Annotated in this window: 18 protein-coding genes; 9 read left to right on the top strand and 9 right to left on the bottom strand. The window is 44.3% G+C overall.

Translation table 11 applies throughout. The features are described from left to right. Positions 1–304: 304 nt before the first annotated feature. Positions 305–973 carry an alpha/beta hydrolase gene (locus tag AC438_RS07525; RefSeq protein WP_053980638.1) on the bottom strand — a complete coding sequence of 223 codons (669 nt, stop codon included), beginning with the start codon at positions 971–973 and terminating at the stop codon, positions 305–307. 345 nt (positions 974–1,318) lie between these two features. On the opposite strand from AC438_RS07525, the gene AC438_RS07530 reads away from it, so the two are divergent. After that, positions 1,319–2,209 carry a DMT family transporter gene (locus AC438_RS07530; protein WP_053980639.1) on the top strand — a complete coding sequence of 297 codons (891 nt, stop codon included), beginning with the start codon at positions 1,319–1,321 and terminating at the stop codon, positions 2,207–2,209. A 135-nt stretch (positions 2,210–2,344) separates the two neighbouring features. Here AC438_RS07530 and AC438_RS07535 read toward each other — a convergent pair whose 3' ends face one another. After that, on the bottom strand, positions 2,345–4,090 hold the full coding sequence (locus AC438_RS07535; protein ID WP_053980640.1) for an Ig-like domain-containing protein: 1,746 nt from the start codon (positions 4,088–4,090) through the stop codon (positions 2,345–2,347). Positions 4,091–4,181: 91 nt separating this feature from the next. Continuing rightward, on the bottom strand, positions 4,182–4,373 hold the full coding sequence (locus AC438_RS07540; RefSeq protein ID WP_053980641.1) for a hypothetical protein: 192 nt from the start codon (positions 4,371–4,373) through the stop codon (positions 4,182–4,184). Between the two features lie 117 nt (positions 4,374–4,490). Between AC438_RS07540 and purU the strand changes: the two genes are divergently transcribed. The 4 genes from purU (at position 4,491) to AC438_RS07560 (ending at position 8,075) form a co-directional block, all read left to right on the top strand. Next, positions 4,491–5,375 (top strand): formyltetrahydrofolate deformylase, encoded by an 885-nt coding sequence (purU, locus tag AC438_RS07545; protein ID WP_053980642.1) that lies wholly within the window; start codon positions 4,491–4,493, stop codon positions 5,373–5,375. Positions 5,376–5,566: 191 nt separating this feature from the next. Continuing rightward, positions 5,567–6,289: an HAD family hydrolase gene (locus AC438_RS07550; protein ID WP_053980643.1), complete on the top strand. Its 723-nt coding sequence runs from the start codon at positions 5,567–5,569 to the stop codon at positions 6,287–6,289. Positions 6,290–6,304: 15 nt separating this feature from the next. Further along, positions 6,305–6,553, top strand: coding sequence for a glutaredoxin family protein (locus tag AC438_RS07555; protein WP_053980644.1), 249 nt, complete (start codon positions 6,305–6,307; stop codon positions 6,551–6,553). A gap of 286 nt (positions 6,554–6,839) precedes the next feature. Next, positions 6,840–8,075 (top strand): MFS transporter, encoded by a 1,236-nt coding sequence (locus AC438_RS07560; RefSeq protein ID WP_053980645.1) that lies wholly within the window; start codon positions 6,840–6,842, stop codon positions 8,073–8,075. 311 nt (positions 8,076–8,386) lie between these two features. Here AC438_RS07560 and AC438_RS07565 read toward each other — a convergent pair whose 3' ends face one another. Next, positions 8,387–8,677 (bottom strand): hypothetical protein, encoded by a 291-nt coding sequence (locus tag AC438_RS07565; protein WP_053980646.1) that lies wholly within the window; start codon positions 8,675–8,677, stop codon positions 8,387–8,389. Between the two features lie 604 nt (positions 8,678–9,281). Between AC438_RS07565 and AC438_RS07575 the strand changes: the two genes are divergently transcribed. Next, entirely contained in the window at positions 9,282–9,461 is a 180-nt protein-coding gene (locus AC438_RS07575) for a hypothetical protein (RefSeq protein WP_053980648.1), read from the top strand. A gap of 10 nt (positions 9,462–9,471) precedes the next feature. Here AC438_RS07575 and AC438_RS07580 read toward each other — a convergent pair whose 3' ends face one another. Further along, positions 9,472–10,719, bottom strand: a complete 1,248-nt coding sequence (locus tag AC438_RS07580) for a GAF domain-containing sensor histidine kinase (RefSeq protein WP_053980649.1) — start codon at positions 10,717–10,719, stop codon at positions 9,472–9,474. Between the two features lie 372 nt (positions 10,720–11,091). Between AC438_RS07580 and modA the strand changes: the two genes are divergently transcribed. Genes modA through modC form a run of 3 tightly spaced genes read left to right on the top strand, consistent with a single transcriptional unit; the run spans position 11,092 to position 13,914 of the window. Then, positions 11,092–12,048 carry a molybdate ABC transporter substrate-binding protein gene (gene modA / locus AC438_RS07585; protein WP_156317030.1) on the top strand — a complete coding sequence of 319 codons (957 nt, stop codon included), beginning with the start codon at positions 11,092–11,094 and terminating at the stop codon, positions 12,046–12,048. After that, positions 12,035–12,739: a molybdate ABC transporter permease subunit gene (modB, locus tag AC438_RS07590; protein WP_202904724.1), complete on the top strand. Its 705-nt coding sequence runs from the start codon at positions 12,035–12,037 to the stop codon at positions 12,737–12,739. The genes modA and modB overlap by 14 nt, the downstream gene beginning before the upstream one ends. Positions 12,740–12,768: 29 nt before the next feature. Further along, the gene (gene modC, locus AC438_RS07595) at positions 12,769–13,914 is read left to right on the top strand and encodes a molybdenum ABC transporter ATP-binding protein (RefSeq protein WP_053980651.1); all 1,146 of its coding nucleotides are present in this window, start codon (positions 12,769–12,771) and stop codon (positions 13,912–13,914) included. A gap of 116 nt (positions 13,915–14,030) precedes the next feature. On the opposite strand, the gene AC438_RS07600 is transcribed toward modC, so the two are convergent. The 4 genes from AC438_RS07600 to AC438_RS07615 form a co-directional block, all read right to left on the bottom strand. Further along, positions 14,031–14,831 (bottom strand): alpha/beta fold hydrolase, encoded by an 801-nt coding sequence (locus tag AC438_RS07600; RefSeq protein ID WP_053980652.1) that lies wholly within the window; start codon positions 14,829–14,831, stop codon positions 14,031–14,033. A 104-nt stretch (positions 14,832–14,935) separates the two neighbouring features. Then, positions 14,936–15,589 (bottom strand): GGDEF domain-containing protein, encoded by a 654-nt coding sequence (locus AC438_RS07605; protein WP_054112943.1) that lies wholly within the window; start codon positions 15,587–15,589, stop codon positions 14,936–14,938. Positions 15,590–15,676: 87 nt separating this feature from the next. Beyond that, entirely contained in the window at positions 15,677–16,840 is a 1,164-nt protein-coding gene (gene nspC, locus AC438_RS07610) for a carboxynorspermidine decarboxylase (protein ID WP_053980654.1), read from the bottom strand. Between the two features lie 75 nt (positions 16,841–16,915). After that, positions 16,916–18,115 carry a saccharopine dehydrogenase family protein gene (locus AC438_RS07615; RefSeq protein WP_053980655.1) on the bottom strand — a complete coding sequence of 400 codons (1,200 nt, stop codon included), beginning with the start codon at positions 18,113–18,115 and terminating at the stop codon, positions 16,916–16,918. Between the last annotated feature and the right edge of the window lie 119 nt (positions 18,116–18,234).

Here is an 18,234-nt window from a genome sequence, read left to right on the forward strand (position 1 = left end):
CTTTAGCCTTTGCCGGCACACACCGTTCAGGCGCTGGCTTGAGCGGCGCAGCCAATGATTCATGAGCTTGCATTTCGGTATCTTTGAATGGTTTAAAAGCCCTAAATACTCCCGAGCGAATTATTTGCGAGTATTGGATTGCAAAGGGTAACAATGCAGCGTTGTATCGAGAGTGAGCGCTAGGCGCTGTGCTTTGAGCTACGGGGCATACTCTGCAGATATCTATTCAACCGGTATCACCACGCAGGGTTATCGCGCGCGGCAACACGGTTAAGGCAGGGGGTCAAGTTTTAGGTGTAAAGTTTTAATGCTGGGTTAAAACTTTAGTCAAAAAGCGGCCAATATCCTGTATTTGCTCGGGACTCACTGTATGTTCCATAGGGTAGCGACGGTAGCCTACTGTGTAGCCATTATCTTCAAAAGTTTGTTTGGCCGCTAACCCTAAACTTTCTAGTACTACGGCATCTTGGCTGCCGTGGTGAATCTCGATGGGTAATGCCTTATTGACAGTCTCAAAAGTGACCGAAGCTGCAGTAGGGAAGTAAGTCGATAACCCTAGTACAGCGGCCAAAGGTTTTGGGTAGTGCGCTGCAACATGATAAACCACAGCACCGCCTTGCGAAAAACCCGCTAAAACAATGCGCTCGCTAGGAATACCTCGTGTAATTTCACGCTCGATAAGGCTTGTAATATAATCTGCTGAGCGCTGTAATTGTTGCTCGTTAATCTGTCGCCCTCCATTATCCATCGACAGAATGTCATACCATGCCGGCATAAAGTAATGGCCATTAATCGTCACTGGTAAATGCGGCGCATTAGGGAATACAAAGCGTACGGCTAACGCATTAGGCAGATTTAATTCAGGTACTATGGGTACAAAATCATTACCATTGGCGCCCAATCCATGCAGCCAAATAACAGCAGCGCTAGGGTTAACGGCAGTTTCAATTTCTATTGGTGGGAGATCAAACATAAATAAGCCTAGATGAGTGAAAACATTAGTGTAAGGCAATTTGGCACAAGCTCAACTGAGAATATGATTAGGTTGTGTCTGTCTTTTGGTGTCTAATAATTCTGGGCGCATCGTTAAGGGGGGAGTAATAGAATGGAGTACATGGCTAGATGCCTTTTTAGTTGATCGGAAGGCTTTAGCTTCAACGATAACGCTCATTGCGTCGGATCGCCCTCAAGCGCACACTGAATATCAAATAGCGATTTTCTTATTTCTCCTTTATTCTGTGCGCACATTATCTAGAGTGCGTAGAGCCAGCTATTGCGGGTAAACTATGACCCTTCTCCCTCATTTGGATACCCTTTAATGTCACCCAAATCCTTTAGTTTATTACTTGTATTGTCAGCCTTATGGGGTGCATCTTTTTTGTTTATGAGAGTCGGTGCGCCAGAGTTTGGCCCTGTCAGCTTGATTTTTATTCGCATGGGCGTGGGTGTACTGGCTTTACTCCCCTTTTTTGTTAGTCAAAAATTGCTCGGTTGTATTGCTCATAATGCTAAGCCTTTGCTTATATTGGGCCTGACTAACCACGTTATTCCCTTTGTTGCGCTATCTTATGCCGCTTTATCTTTGGAATCTGGCTTTACATCACTGATTAACTCGACGACACCCGTTTTCACAGCACTGATTGCAGCATTATTTTTTGCCTCGACGATTAAACCCAGTCAGGGTGCAGGCTTAGTTATTGCGATTATCGGCGTCGCTATTTTATCGGCTGACAAAATGAGCTTTGGCAGTCAAGGGACTGGTTGGGCTGTTGCCGCAGGTTTGTTGGCTGCGACTTCTTATGGTTTTGCAGGTAATTATACCAAGCATGCTTTAGGGCACCTTAGTGCCACTGAAATTACTGTGGGCAGTATGTTAGCCTCTACTGGCATGCTTATTATTCCTGGTATGGCCTTTTGGCCTGCAAGTAACCCTAGTGGTCAAGCTTGGGCGAGTGCGTTATTACTAGCGGTTGCATCGACCGGCATCGCCTTTATTATTTACTTTAAAATCATGAAAGAATCTAGCGCCTTTATGGTGTCAAATGTCACCTTGTTGGTACCGATTTTTGCAATTAGTTGGGGGATTTTTTTATTGGACGAATCATTGAGTTTAAGGCTGGTCGCAGGAATGATTGTGACGCTCTTAGGTACGGCATTAACGTTAAAGCTTATTCCTTTCCGGCGAACTGTAGCCAAGCCATCGACCTGACCTTTGAGCGCAATTGATAACTCATCAAAAAAATAAGATAGCTATAAAAAAAGCCTACTCTTTTGGAGTAGGCTTTTTACCTTTACTGCCTAATGTTAGATTTGACGTGCGGGCTTATATTTTTAACGTGAATACTTAGTAACCGTAAACTTTGGCGTTGGCAGGTAGTTCTTTCTCTGCTTTGTATGCCTTGCCAGCGCGTGTTATTGAACCATCCTCTTTGACAAAAAAGGCCCTGTCTTTATTAACACCAACTTCGGCAAAGTTATTGCCCGGAATTGTCACGCCGTCCATATCTAGGCCCCAGCACTGTGCTGTGCCATCAATACCTACAGCGCAAGTGATTTGATCGCCTGCACCGATACTTTTAACTTTAAGGCCTGCAGTATAATTTTTGATGGCCGAGTTGTTGGCGTCGCCCCAACATTTAAGGGCATTATTCATTTTAATGACACAAACATGATCACGAGTCCGGCGTTCGCCGCCTACGGCAATGTCCTTCACTTTTAAATTGTCAGGCATTGTTGGTACTGGGTCTGTGGAGTAAGGCCCATTCCAGCATATAAAGGTGTCATCTTCTTTGATAGCGCAGGCTAAGTTATCACTCGATGCAATAGCTTTTGCTTTGAGGTTGGCGGGTGGTTGTGGGAATTTACCGGCCCAATCGGCGCTATAGTTATTTTTTTCATCTATGTGCGTTGTGCCCCAGCACGCTACGTCGCCGTTGAGACGCAGGGCACAGGCATGGCGGTCACCACCAGAAACAGTTATTGTATCGTTCCAAGTGGGCGTTTTGAGTGAGACTTCAGGGCCCCAGCAGCGTAAGTTACTGCCATTGTTACGTGGTGTATCCAGCACTGCACACGCACCAGTATGAACGCCCGATAGCGCTGTTACCTTGCCTAAATTGTTGGGTGCAATACCACGGCCTGTACAGACACCCTCACCGTGCGGTGAGCAGTCGCGCGGAAGCACGTAGGCGCTACCCCAGCATTGCGCTGTTTGATCTGTTTTTATATAGCAGCCGCCATGGGGGCCTGGAGCAAATACATCGGGACTAAAAACTTCACCTAATTGTAAGGCCTTAGTGGGTGCATTAATGGTGAAGCTAATGTTTTTTATGACGTGGTCATTGTCATTATCAATGGCCTTGACTTTAACGTGATAGTCGCCAGCGTCATCTATTGATGCCAGCTCCATTAAATCACTTGCTAGCCAAGCGTACGGCGGTTGATCCTTTTCGCCTAAGCTGTTGTTATTTAGAAAGAGTTCGACTGAGGCAATACTTCCGTCAGGGTCGTCGGCATTTATGCGTATATCGACACTTGAACCTATATCGAAGCTTTGCTGGTGAGTTAAATTGTTGAAGCTAATAGTGGGTAATTGATTGGCCGTTAGTGAGACAGTTGTTTGGGCCGAGACATTGGTGTCGATATCAAAGACAGTCACCTTGATAGTATGCTCACCGTTAGGTAAGCCGGCAAAAACCGTTTCAGACCACTCATAAGGTGGTGCAGTAAGGGCTGCGCCCACTGGTGTATTATTAATAGAAAGCTCTACCTTTTTGATATTGCTGTCAGCGTCTGCGACGGTGGCAACAATGGCGCGATTGTTAGTACTGATAACACCAGCGCGATTAATTTTAAGAGAAGATACCGCCGACACACTGATTGTGGGTGGTTCATTAATGATAATTGGCGCACTGCTTGAAGATGCAACCACAGAAGAGGATGCAGTATTGTTTGATGATGACGTGCTGACTTTATCACCGCCATTATTGGCAACACAAGCGTGTAAGCTCATAACCAGTAAAGCGAATACAGAGGGTTTTATGTAGGGCTTAAGGTGTGCTTTAAGGCTGTAAGGTGCTCGCTGATTCATAATGTACTCCCACAGTAAAATCAGGTGATCGGGTCAAAAGTAGCAATCATGCTAATACTAGCGCTGACTGGCGAAGCTAGCTTAAGGGTATTCAAAAGTCTAGCGTCAAGCCTTCAATGTGGAATGTTAGTGCGGCACTTGAGTATTCGATGTACCGCACTGTGATTTGCGTCATATATGAAATACTTCTGGCTTGATCTTGTGTTCGAGGTGCGGTCACTAAAGCTGGCACTGCATTGTTATTTGCCAGCTGGCCTGCTGGACACTCTGCGTAGCGGGCCATTCCATGGGGTTGGCCTTGGTGCAGCGTGTCGGTGGCGCCGTTGAGTTAGACGCTTGGCGTTCTTTTCTTTAGAATGGAATACCTTTTAGTTCACTCCTTTTGTTTTTGAGACCGCTTATGTCTAACGTATTGCCCAGCCCAACAGCTTCTAGCTCGCTGATTCTTAAGCTCAGCTGTAAGGATCGCCCAGGTATTGTGGCGGCGGTCGCTAATTTATTTTCGTTGCAGGGTTTTAACATTAGAGAGTCGTCACAGTTTGAAGATGTGCATACATCGTGTTTTTTTATGCGTACGGTTTTTGAGTCGGTTGAGGGACCTAAAGATATTGCAGCTGTAAAAAGCGCCTTTAAAGCAGTAGCCGAACGTTACGCAATGGCTTGGTCGCTACACGATAGAGCAGTTAAACCTAAGGTGCTAATTGCTGTGAGCCAATGGGGGCACTGCCTTGATCATTTACTAAACAACCAAAAACAAGGTTCACTGCCGGTGGAGATCACTGGTGTTTTATCGAATCATCAAACGATGCAGCCTTTATGTGAGTGGTACGGTGTGCCGTTTCATTATTTGCCTGTGACTAAAGAGACCAAAGCTGAGCAAGAGCTACAGATACTTGAGCTATTCAAAGCAACGGGTAGTGAGCTTTTAGTCTTAGCGCGTTATATGCAAATACTGAGCGATAATATGTGCGCACAATTAAGTGGTAAGGCGATTAATATTCATCACTCATTTTTACCAGGCTTTAAAGGTGCTAAACCTTATCATCAAGCGTATGAGCGCGGTGTAAAGCTTATTGGCGCTACGGCACATTTTGTAACAGCCGATTTAGATGAAGGCCCTATTATTGAGCAGGCGGTAGAGCGAGTATCGCACGCACAAACACCCGATAAACTCGTTGAAATAGGCCGTGATATCGAAGCAGTTGTCCTGGGTCGCGCGGTGCGCTGGCATGCCGAGCAGCGCGTTTTATTAAATGGCCATAAAACAGTTGTTTTTAATGGTTAATGCCTGTGGCTATTTTGAATATGAGATAGCTACTGTGATATGGCATGCTATTAGATCTAGCATTTTTCTGTAAGAGAGGCACTAAGTAGCTAGCCAATAATTGATTTTTATTTATTGAGTATGATTTTTTATGGTTGAATAATAATCATGACAATATTAAATTTTAGATGAAAAAAACAATTGAGTGAGCCATGAAATCACCCACTATTTTTTTTGATTTAGACGATACGCTTTTTGATTATCAGGGGGCTAAAAATGCCGCAATCATAGATTTTTGTTTACTGCTTGATCGGTCATTTCCTTCTGCGGCGTGTGCTGTTACCTTATGGGATACTCTGACCTCTACATATATGGAGCAGTACCACCGCGGTGAACTGAGTTATGCTGAACAGCAGCAAAAGCGAGTAAGTCGGTTTATGGGGGTGGTTCTTGATGCATATCGAGCACAGCAATGGTATGACCGTTATCAGTCTGTGTATGAGCAGCATTGGCGCACTTTTAATGATGTATTACCGGTGTTAAATGCATTGAAGCATCAGGGTTTTTCTCAGGCGATTATTACTGATGGCCCGCCTCAGCAGCGCCATAAATTACGGCAGTTGGCGATAGAGTCTTTTTTTGAGCATATGACAATTCCGCAAGAAGTGGGCTGTCCCAAACCAGACCCTAAAATATTTATCTTGGCGGCTCATAAGGCACAACAACCTGTCACAGAGTGTTGGTATGTCGGAAATCATTATCAAAAAGATTTTATAGGTGCTTTGAATGCAGGCTTTAAAAGTGTGTGGTTAAATCGTACAGGGGGCGTTAGTGCTGCACAGCACACACAGTTAAATAACAATCGGGGGCGGGGCTGGTGTATCCAGAGTTTAGACGAATTACTACCGATTATTTTGCATAATTCATCAGCGTGAGTAGGTAGGTTAAGAGTGACGCATCAGTGGAATTTATATGGTACGCAAGGGTGCCATTTGTGTGAGAAAGCCAAAGTCATTATTCAGCATTTACAATACGATTTTAGTATTGAATTGACTGAAATTGATATTACTGAAGGCGCATACGCTGAGCAATGGGTTGAACGCTTTGGTGAGCATATACCGGTATTAGAAAATACCACCACCCAGGCATTGCTTTATTGGCCTTTTTGCCCAGAGGTTTTAACACATTGGCTGAGTTGAGATCATTATTCAGAGATACTGAAATTGGGCACTCATGAATTATCGACTTGGCCGCTCAAGCGATCTACGACTTTGTACTTCTCGAGAGTTTGCTTCTTACTGTCTAGCCCTTGCTTTTCTTGTAAGGCTCGGCACAAATGCCCAGAATATGACTCACCAGTACCCCATTAGGTGAGGCTTATCAGCTTGGCTAATATAGTGACAAGTTGAGAGATTTTTATTGTGTCGTTTTAAATGATAAAGGCATTAAAAGTATATTTTTATTAACGATTGGAGTTTTATTTAAGTGTTAAAAAGCACGTTGTACCCCGCGATTGGTTTGACCTATATAAGCCATGGTGCGCAGTGGGTTGTGATTACTTGGCTAGCGATCGATATTTTATCATTATCGCCTATTGCTGTGGGTTCTTTAGTGGCAGCTATGCTGCTGGTACAAGTGGCATTATTGCCAATAGCTGGTCGCATGGCAGATACAATAAGGCCGACGTTATTGGCGCAGTGGACGGCTACAGGCTTGTGCGTCAGTCATTTATTGCTTGTGGGTGTTGTGCTTGCATGGTGGTTTAATATCGTGATTTTTGTTTTGTATGCACTTTTTACAAGCGCAATAACAGCATTTTTTTTGCCGGCTAAAGATAAGGCATGTGTTGAGCTGTTACCTAATCGCTTACAAAAAGCACTAGCACTAGGCAGCGCCTTTCAATTTTTGGGTGTAGCAATAGGCGCGATGATTGCTGGTTTTATTGATGATGTGGGTTTGACAGGAATACTTATTTTGCAGAGTTTTTTAATGGCGCTTGCGGCCGTTTATTGGGGCTTCATTGAACCGTCTTCTGCTGTACGGATACGTGACACACTCCCTGATAGCGCAACCTGCGATACGCTTGTCAGTGATCAATCTGTAAAAAATAGTACAAGCCATTTGATGATGTTATTTAAAGCTAATGGTGTATTGCGGCACCTGTTGGCGCTTTGCGCTTTTAATGGCTTTATGCATATGGGGTTCGCGGTAGCATTATTTCCTGTATTGGGTATTCAGCATTGGGGGTTTGATAATTTACATTATGCCATTATGCAGGGGGTCTTTAGCCTAGGTGCTGTGGTGGTTTATGTGAGTAATGCTTACCGTAAACCCCAGCAGTATCCCGGGCAGGGTATGCTGTTTTGTTTGCTGTACACTGCGGCTATTGCTTATGCGATTACTCGTGAGCCTACATTTTGGGGTAGCTACGGCTTGATTTTTTTATGGGGAGTGACAGCGGGTTATTCGGCATCTATGAGTCGCATTGTACTGCATTCAATTGTTCGCGAGCATGAGCGTGGGCGCACAGTGGCTTTATATCAAATGGTATTACTCAGTGCGGCACCCTTGGGTTGCTTGGCTTGTGGCTTGATTTTACATTTCATGAATATGACGCAAACACTTTATGTGTTAAGTAGTGCAAGCGTGATTGTTTTTATAATATTTTTATTTAGCCGGCGGTTATGGGCGGTAGAGCAAGCCTGTGCGAGTGAGCGTTAAGTGGATATTTAATCGGATTATTCTACTTTTACGGTATTTTTAAATTGCATTTTAGGTTACTTAATCAGGCCGAAGTGCAGGACTTTAATGCATTATGCCCCAGCTATTGTGGTGCCCATCCTGCAAGAATATTCATTATTAAGCAGGGGGGCGGGCATAGTGATGTGCAAAATGAGATTTTTTAGAAAATAAAGTCGAGGTGTATAAAGCTGAGGTGTAGGTAGGCGTTTTGTTCGCCTTGGGGTGCGCTGTTTGTTGAATACTTTGACCGCTTATGTGATATATAGCGGGTTAAGTATTAATGGTGGTGATTAGTAAGAGGCAATTTTTGTATTATTTTTTTGCTCATGCTTGGCGATGGCGTTTTTTGCTGATCGATATTCTTCGCTTGCGCTACTGAGTGCTCTTACGCATTCGCGGCGCTTATCATAATTACCATTGGCACAAGAATCGCGTAATTCACGGTAAGACTGGACGATGTTGTGTGCTTGCGCGAGTTCCATTTCTACTTCGCTAGCAGCACTTGCAAGTACAGATAACGGTGCACTTGCCACCACTAAGCAAAAGGCAGGTAGTGACTTTAAAAGGAGTGATTTAGTCATTGCGAGGCTCTCAGTTGTTAAATGTGTTACGTATGTTACTGTTGGTCATTTTAACAATATTGGAATGAGTATAAAAGGAACATATGACCTAGGTAGGCCTTTTTTGCGATTTTTTTGTGTTTTTTTGACTATAAAGTGGGTTTATGCTGTTTTATGGCCTTTATTACGCGATGGTGTCATTTATTTGACGCTGAAATCGCTATTTAAGCGCGCATAATCCCTTTACATATTCCATATTGATATTTAATAGTATGTTTTTTATTTCCTTTTGATTCGGCTAGTTGTCTTTTTTGGCGGCTATTTAATTTGTGCGTCGCTAATAAAGGGGTAATGCTCAATAGGTGGTGTGTATCGCGTGTGACTGTTCATCGAGTACTCGATTAAGCGCCTATGATAGGGTAAAGAAATGCTCATATTCAGTATTTTATGGTGGTGATCAATGTTTTGGGTGTTGCCCGCTTTGAATATTACTGTGTTACTTTTTGCTCGCATCGCTATTGATGATGCACTATTCTGTTAAGCCGACAAATCTCATTTTATATTGCGCCCAGCCTTAGCATGGATACGTGGGCCGGCTTTGCAGCTGTATAGGGGGATAGGCAAAGTGAGACTTGATGGAGCACAAAGTCGAGAAGAGCAAGGCCCAGAAGAGCAACGTCGCAGATGGCTTGAGCGACCTAATCATTCATTAAACATGGCTGGCATTACTGTTTTGATACTAAGGCTGTTTTTAATGAATATTATTGTATTGTATGTAGGTGTGATTTTTGATGACTCTATCTAATGGCCATTTTCTAGGAGGGTTCAGGTTCAGGTCTGCGTAAATCAAACTGGCAAATGTATGTGCCATCTTCTTGATTGATACTTAATGCGCTGTAATGAGCGTGAATAATCTCTTGAGCAATATCCAATCCAAAACCTACGCTGCCGTATATTAAATGATTGTCTGTCGGTGCCATTTGGGTTTGAGTCGAGAACGCATTACAGATAGAAAGGGTAATGTTGTTTTTATCGAGAGTAGAGGGTTGTGCACTTAGAATGACACTGGAGTGCTTGGGAGAATATTTAATGGCATTCGTTAGTAAATTAATGAGTACTTGCTGTAATCTATGCTCATCCCCAATGACCATAATATTGGGCTTAGCAACCAATTTTAGTCGAGTATCTGTTTGCTCGGCTAAGTAGGCCACAGCATGGCAGGCGTTATTCAGTAATGTATGCGCTGCAAATGTTGTTTGGTTGAGTGTTATCTTACCGGTACTGAGTGCCGCGTTTTCTAAAATAGTATTAACAAATTCTAAGGCGGTTTCGGCTGGGGTAAGAATTTTGTGAATAATGGCCTGTATGCGCTTTGTGGAAGTGTTGTGCTTGCAGGCCATCTGGGCTAGGCCAATAATTGTGCCTAGGGGGTTGCGTAGATCATGAGCAACATAGCCGACAAAGCGCTTCATCTTTTCATTGAGCGCTAATAAGCGATCTTCTTTATTGCGTAATAAAATAAATGCACCAATGGCATCGGCCATGAGCACGATTAAGTTGCGCTCATGGATGGAGAAACCTTGTGAGCGAATGGCGGTAGAGGTGAAATTGAGAGTGCCAAATAGCTCTTCATCGACAAAAATAGGAGCCGATAAGTAGGCTTCTAGCTGAAGGTTTTGGTAGACTGGGTGGCAGCTCATGTAGTCTAAAACTCCCACATTGGGAAACCCTAGCACCTGTCGGTGTCTAATGACTTCTCGGCAGTAAGTGTCTTCAAGTTCAAAGGTTTGGCCTTTTGCGAGTAGGGTAATCGGGCTAATAACATCACACACGCGATAGCTGTTACCCGTTATTTCACTGACAATACCTGTCTCTAGGCCAAAAACTTCAATTCCAGAGGTGATGTATTCGTGAATTAAATCATCGAAGCTCTCGAATTTGCTGGCGGTTAATAGATGTACGCGCGTCAAGTTATTCAGCATGGCGCGCAGTTGCTCGGTTTCCGATGCTGACGCATCCATACTCAAATAAGTTGTATCGTCAATAAACGCTGGATATTTCATTGTTTTACTGCGTATCTCGTTGGGTGTGGTGCATAATTCTTTCTGTATTAATAACTATTCGGTGGCATCGAAATTATGCAACTCCTGAATCATTGGCCGAGTTGCTCAAGCTTTTTGCGACTTCTTGCTTCTCGATGTTGCGTTTTTCGAGCCTGTGCTCCTGCCAAGCCTTATCTTGCAGATATTTATGCAGGCGCACTGTCTAATCCTTGCTTTCCCTGCAGGGCTCGGCACGTAAATACCCAAGTAATAACCCATCAGCACCCTATAAGATGAGGTTTGTCAGCTTGGCGGAATAGTTACCTTTATTATAGGTTCAATTTTTCACTGTGTGATTGTATTGAGTATCAATTGCTTAAGGAGTTAGTTATTTTGATAAAGCTTGTGATGTGTGTGAGTGTTTACTTACTTCTGGAGGCAGGTAATGTTTATGCGCAGGCGCTACGCGTCGCGGTCGCGGCTAATTTTGCTGAGCCATTAAAAGAACTTGCCACGGCTTTTGAGCGTACAACAGGCCATCAAATTACCATTATTAGTGGTTCTTCGGGCAAGTTGCATGCGCAAATAGTACGCGGTGCCCCCTTCGATGTGTTTTTATCGGCAGATACACAAAAACCACGCGCGCTTATTGAGCAGGGTATTGCAACATGCGCCTTTACTTACGCTCGCGGGCAATTAGTCTTGCTGGTGAGTAAAAAGGCTTTAGCTCGGGCGGGAACATCAGCGTGGCTAGAGTGGTTAAATGCACCATCTGCTAAGCGCATTGCTTTGGCTAACCCTTTGGTGGCACCTTACGGCATAGCTGCGCAGCAAGTCTTAGAGCGTATGAGTGATACGGCAGATACGAATCAACATAATGCACAACACAAAGCGCTAGCCTCAAAAAAAACGCAATTCATTAATGCAGAAAATATCAGTCAAGTAGCACATTATGTTAATAATCGCAGTGTTGATGCAGGCTTCATAGCAGCCTCATTATTACCGTCAATCAAAGGTGAAACTATTACACCGCTCACCAATGCAGTGCATTGGCGGGGTATGAGGCATTGGTGGTTGTGGGATATTCCAGAGGAAATGTATTCGGCTATTTTACAGCAAGGGGTTATTTTACCGCGGGCGAATGCTGAGGTGGCGAATGCATTTCGGCAGTTTTTGCTCAGTGCCCAGGCGCAGGCAATATTGCGTGCCAATTGGGGCTACCTGATGATTACACCAGACGATGAGCCTATGGTGTGCAATCAGAAATCGGCTCACTTGTTATGTTGTGGCGAGCGCTCAAGTGCTGACTGGAGGGTAAATGCAGACAAGGTGCAATATGTTGAGTCTTAGTGCTGATGATTGGGCTGCTGTTGTGTTGACTATTAAGTTAGCCAGTACTGTGACTGGGATATTAATTGTTGTGAGTACGCCGCTAGCATGGTGGTTGGTGCAAACCCAATCATGGTTTAAAGCGCCGATTGTTGCTTTGGTCGCTATGCCAGCTATTTTACCCCCAACGGTTTTGGGGTTTTATTTTCTGGTATTACTCAGCCCTTCAAGCTGGCTTGGTCACGTATTAACGGCCGTGCATATCCCGAGTTTACTCTTTAGTTTTACAGGCCTCGTGGTTGCTTCTGTGATTTACTCGCTGCCTTTTGTGGTGCAGCCTATTTATTTAGCGATGAAGGGGATCCCCAAAGCAACTTTAGAGGTTGCAGCGACAATAGGGGCTAGCCCTACGGATCGTTTTTTTTCGATTGTATTACCTTTGAGTCGCCCAGGTATTATTGCTGCGGCTGTTTTGGGTTTTATTCATACGGTGGGTGAGTTTGGTGTGGTATTGATGATTGGCGGAAATATCCCTCAGCAAACCAAAGTATTATCGATTCAAATTTATGATCATGTTGAAGCACTGAACTATGAGGCGGCACATGTTTTATCGGGTAGCTTGGTGTTGTTTTCTTTTGTGGTACTACTGGTGCTGTATAGCGTCTTATGGCGTGGTGCTAACCCTAATACGATCGAAAGACGAAGTCGCTAAATAATGATGATACCGGTTAGGGAGTTTGTATGAGTGCATCCGCCAATACGGGTTTAAGTACGAGCCTTATATGGCCACGCAAAAGTTTTGATGTTGATATCCAGCTGACACTACCTGCGGGGGTCAATGTATTATTTGGGCCTTCAGGGTCAGGTAAGACAACAATTTTACGTTATTTAGCAGGCCTAGATCGAGACGCTAATTACGCTGGTGAAATATATGTTAACGGTGAGTGTTGGTTTAAAGCGATTACAGGCCATAAAAAATATCAGTTAGATTGCCACAAACGCTCTATCGGGTATGTTTTTCAAACGCCGTCGCTGTTACCTCATTTAACGGTTAAGCAAAATTTAGTCTATGCCATTAAGCGCAGTAAGGTGTCGCAATCATTGGTCACATTCGAGTCATTGATCGCGTTATTAAAATTGGCACCACTGCTGCATCATATGCCTCACCAGTTGTCGGGTGGTGAGGCGCAGCGAGTGAGCTTGGCAAGGGCTTTTCTTATTAAACCTAAATTACTGCTGCTGGATGAGCCCTTGTCGGCGCTTGATGTATTACATAAACAAGAGTTGCTTGATTTTATGGTATCGTTATTCGCTACGATCAATATCCCCGTAATTTATGTCACGCATTCACTCGAAGAGGTCGCGCGGCTGGCCCAGACACTAACAATCTTAGAGAATGGCAAGGTTAAATACAGTGGTGAGGCGCAGCATGTACTTAGCAATTTGGCAGTGGCTGCTACGTTAGGACGTGATGCGTGTGTGTATGTTGAAGCGATCATTTGTGATGACGAAAACCCTTGGTGCTTAATTAAGGTGGCGCTCGGTGATGCGCAATTATATTTTCCCCGATCAGTACTACCTCAGCGGCTTGCTCAGCATAATACTGCATTGCGCCATTTTAAAAATACACCAGTACGCTTAAAAATTAACGCTAGTGATGTCAGTTTGGCGCGACAAATTCCGCAGCAATCGAGTATTCAAAATTGTATTGAAGGTGTCATTGATTGTGTTTGGCTTGATGAGCTTGATGCGTATTGTTTAGTGAGTGTTGATGTGGGCGGTCAGGTTATAATTGTTCGCATCACAAGAAAGTCGTTCAGTGAATTGGCACTCGTATGCGGTATGACAGTTTTTGTCTTGATTAAATCAGTTGTGATTACGGGTTGATATATACCGCGAAAGCGCTGATATAGTGCCCCAGTTAATAATTCATTAATACCGCCGCTCAGTATTTCTGAGTTGTAGCTGCATATTTCTTGATAAATGTTATACCGCAAGTTACTTTACTGTGAGTCTATAAAATACTGTATTTTTTTCTTGATGGCTGGCCAATGCATTAGCCAGCCATCGCTGTGCCGTGTATCCGTTAGGTTATAGCAGTGCACATGCGTTTGAATATGGCATATGTTTTGTGCGCTGTAAGAGATTACATCATCTTGATGGGCAAAGTAATGCCACTGTGGAATGTTGAGTAACGGTAGTGTGAGTGTACTTTTGGGAAGTTGATGAATGTGATTAAATTGAATGGGCTTAAGATTACCGGCTAAGGTGATAATTAACAGGGGTTTATGTAACATGTTATTAGCTAGTAGCATGGCCAAAGTACCACCACCGCTATGACCTATAAGTATATAGTGAGATATTGCATGTTGTTGCAGTGCGTTTTCTAGCTCTGCTTTTAATGCGCGAATAACACCTTGACTATAAATATCAGTGGTCCACCAATTAGCGGTACAGTGATTAGGTAGTGTTTTTACGCTCGAAAAATCCGATGGCTTAAGGCTTGTATTATCAAAATAACATGGGCGTTTTAGGTACAGTGCGGTTGCTTGAGTGTTTTGCCATAATGGATAGGCAACAGGTTTTTTAACAATGGGCCGCTGGGCTGGCCAGCGCCCAAGTACCCAGGGTGTGCCATCTCCCTCAATAAACACCCATGCACTCGAGTTAGACGGATGCTGACGCGATAGGCTGTTATTGGTTGGAGTGTTACCCAGTTTGATAATACTGGATGGTATAGGCGGTGTTTTTGCGTAAGGCGTGGTATGTGTCGTAGGCGCGCAGGCGACGAGAGTCAAGCCCATAATGGACAGGCTGTAGTTTTTTAATATGAGTACTGTTTTTTTGAAAAAGTGATAGTTAAGGTGAGTTAGCGGCCATATGATCGCTCTGGGTACTAGGTGTGGCATTAATCTGCGGTATCTAACGAAGTGTCTAGTGAGGTTTGCGGAAAAGGTACATGAGCCACGACACAATTACGGCCTTTGTTTTTTGCTTTATATAAGGCTTTGTCAGCTTGCATCACGAGCGCGCGCGCGGTGACTTCTTTATCTTGAAAGTTAGCTGTCGATACGCCAAGGCTAGCACTTAACGATAATTGTCGTCCTTGAGGCAAAATAATCGGTACGCCAACAATTTGTTGGCGTAAGCGTCCAGCAACAGCAATGGCCGTATTCATCGGTGTACTGGGTAAAATAATGGCATATTCTTCACCGCCATATCGACAAGCGATATCGAGCCTTCTTAGGTCATGCATAATGGCGTTGGCAACATGTTGGATAGCGAGATCACCAATAGGATGCCCATAGTCATCATTGACACGTTTAAAGTGGTCAATATCGAGTAAAATCAAGCTGGTAGGGTGGCCTGTGCGGCGTGTGCGCTCAAGCTCTTGATTAACGGCATAATTGAAATGACGCCGGTTATGTAAACCGGTTAATTCATCGCGATGAACGTCATTTTCTAATTTTTTAACGCGTGCACGTAAAGTTATAAGCTCTTGCCAAACAGGGCATTGCTCATCGCCATTTGAGCATCTATGCTCGGTCTCGTTTTGGCTCATAAGGATATCCTGTACAGATGCACTAATGGCTGGCGCTTTATTTAATTGTGTATAAATAATACGCATACTTCTTATTGTGCACAATTTTTATGACAGTCGCATTTTAAAATCATTATAGGTGAACGACTTCACAATGCGTGTTTCTCCGGTCTTTGTGTGCGTGGTGACAATGGCGGGTAAGGGGATACCATTAAAGGTTGTATTTTTTACCATTGTGTAAATAGCCATATCTTCAAACATCAATCGCTGGCCTATTTGTAGTGGTTCACTGAAGCTGTAATCACCAATCACATCGCCTGATAAGCAGCTGGGCCCACCTAGGCGGTAAGTGTAGCCTAATGCGTTAGGCTCGCCAGCGTGGGTAATGCGAGGGCGGTAAGGCATTTCTAAGACATCGGGCATATGACAGGTGGCCGATGCATCCAAAATGGCTAAATCCATTTGATTGTGTACTGTATCGAGTACCTCGCACACAAAAATGCCTGCATTGAGCGCAATCGCTTCGCCTGGCTCTAAATACACTTGCACATGATGTTGCTGGCTAAATGCTTTGATTCGTGTGATGAGGTCTTCGACTTGATAGTCTTCACGGGTAATATGGTGACCTCCGCCAAAGTTTACCCATTGTACTTGCGGCAATATTTCACTAAAGCGTGCTTCTATCGCGTCTAAGGTGCGCGCCAGTGGCTCGAAATCTTGCTCGCAGAGTGTATGAAAATGTAAGCCGCTAATACCGCTTAGATCTTCATTTGCAAATTTATCGATAGTGATACCCATGCGCGAACAAGGAGCGCACGGATCGTAAATAGCGGCTGCGCCTTCAGAGTGCTCGGGGTTGATGCGTAGTCCAAAAGACAGCTCAGGACGCTTTTTTTGTGCTGCTAGAGCTTGTGCTTTATGTTGTTTCCATTGGCTAAACGAGTTGAACACGACATGATTGGACAGCGCTAGCACCTCGGCGATTTCTTGCGGTCTGTAGGCGGCGGCGTAGGTATGTACTTCACCGCCGTACTCTTCTCGGCCTAGTCGCGCCTCAAAGGGGCCGCTGGCGCAGGTACCGCTTAAGTATTTCATAATAAGTGGAGCAGCATCAAAAAATGAAAATGCTTTTAACGCGAGTAATACTTTAGCGCCACTGCGTTGTTGCACATCGGCTAAAAGCTGTAAATTTTTTTCTAGCTGACACTCATCAATGATATAGCTAGGGCTGGGTACGCTGTAAAGATCAAAGTTTTCGAGGGAGTGAGACACGCGGTAATCCAAAAAGAGTCGACAAAAAGAAGCCGCTTTAATGAGCGGCTTGTTAAAAAGGCTTGCTGAGGGGAGTTAGTTGCTTAACCCCGTCTTTGTGAGCTCCACAACGGTCCAAGGGAGGCCGTACTGGTTGAGATCTTCCATAAACGGATCAGGATCAAACTGCTCCATATTCCACACCCCAGCTTTCATCCATTGGCCATCGAGCATCATTTTGGCGCCAATCATGGCAGGCACGCCAGTGGTGTACGAGATAGCTTGTGATTGGACTTCGGCATAACACGCTTCATGGTCGCAGATATTATAAATATACATAATGCGTTCCTTGCCATCTTTAATGCCTTTGGCGACACAGCCAATGCATGTGCGCCCTTTTGTTAGCGGGCCTAGGCTTGACGGATCGGGCAACACCGCTTTAAGAAACTGCAGTGGTACAATTTCTACACCGTTATACTTAACGGGTTCTATACCTGTCATGCCAACATTTTGCAATACTTCTAAATGCTGTAAATAGGCATCGCCAAAAGTCATCCAAAAGCGGGCGCGCTTAATTTCAGGAAAGTGCTTGGTGATAGACTCTAGCTCTTCATGATACATTAAGTACATGTTTTTAGTGCCTATGCCTTCAGGGAAGTCATAGGTCTCTTTGATGGATAATGGTGCGGTTTCTACCCACTGGCCGTCTTGCCAGTAGCGCCCATTGGCGGTGACTTCGCGAATATTGATTTCAGGGTTAAAGTTAGTAGCAAACGGTTGCCCATGATCGCCAGCATTGCAATCAATAATATCCAGCTCGTGTATTTCATCAAAATAATGTTTTTTGAGGTAGGCGGTGTATACGTTGGTCACACCCGGATCAAACCCGCTTCCTAATAAAGCCATCAATCCGGCTTGCTTGAATTTATCTTGGTAAGCCCATTGCCAGCTATATTCGAATTTGGCCTCTTCAGGTGGCTCATAGTTGGCGGTATCCATATAGTGAATGCCGGCATTGAGACAGGCATCCATAATGTGTAAATCCTGATAGGGCAGTGCCACGTTAATAACGAGGCTGGGCTTTTCCGCCTCGAGTAATGCGGTTAATGCGGGGACATCATCGGCATCTATTTGTGCCGTACGAATAGGGCGTTTTAATTGTGCCGCAATGGCTTTACAGCGCGCCTCGGTGCGACTTGCTAAAATAATTTCGCCAAATACTTCAGGTAGTTGTGCGCACTTGTGGGTCACAACACCACCAACGCCGCCGGCACCAATAATTAAAACCTTGCTCATAATGTAAACCTCAATAGTGTGGGTTTATGGGCTGCATAGACAGCCAATTAAGTAGATGAATGTTATTTGTAACTATTCAGAGATACCGAAATTGGGCACTGATGAATCATTGTCTGGGC

The sequence above is a fragment of the Marinagarivorans algicola genome (assembly GCF_001292705.1).
GTDB lineage: Bacteria > Pseudomonadota > Gammaproteobacteria > Pseudomonadales > Cellvibrionaceae > Marinagarivorans > Marinagarivorans algicola.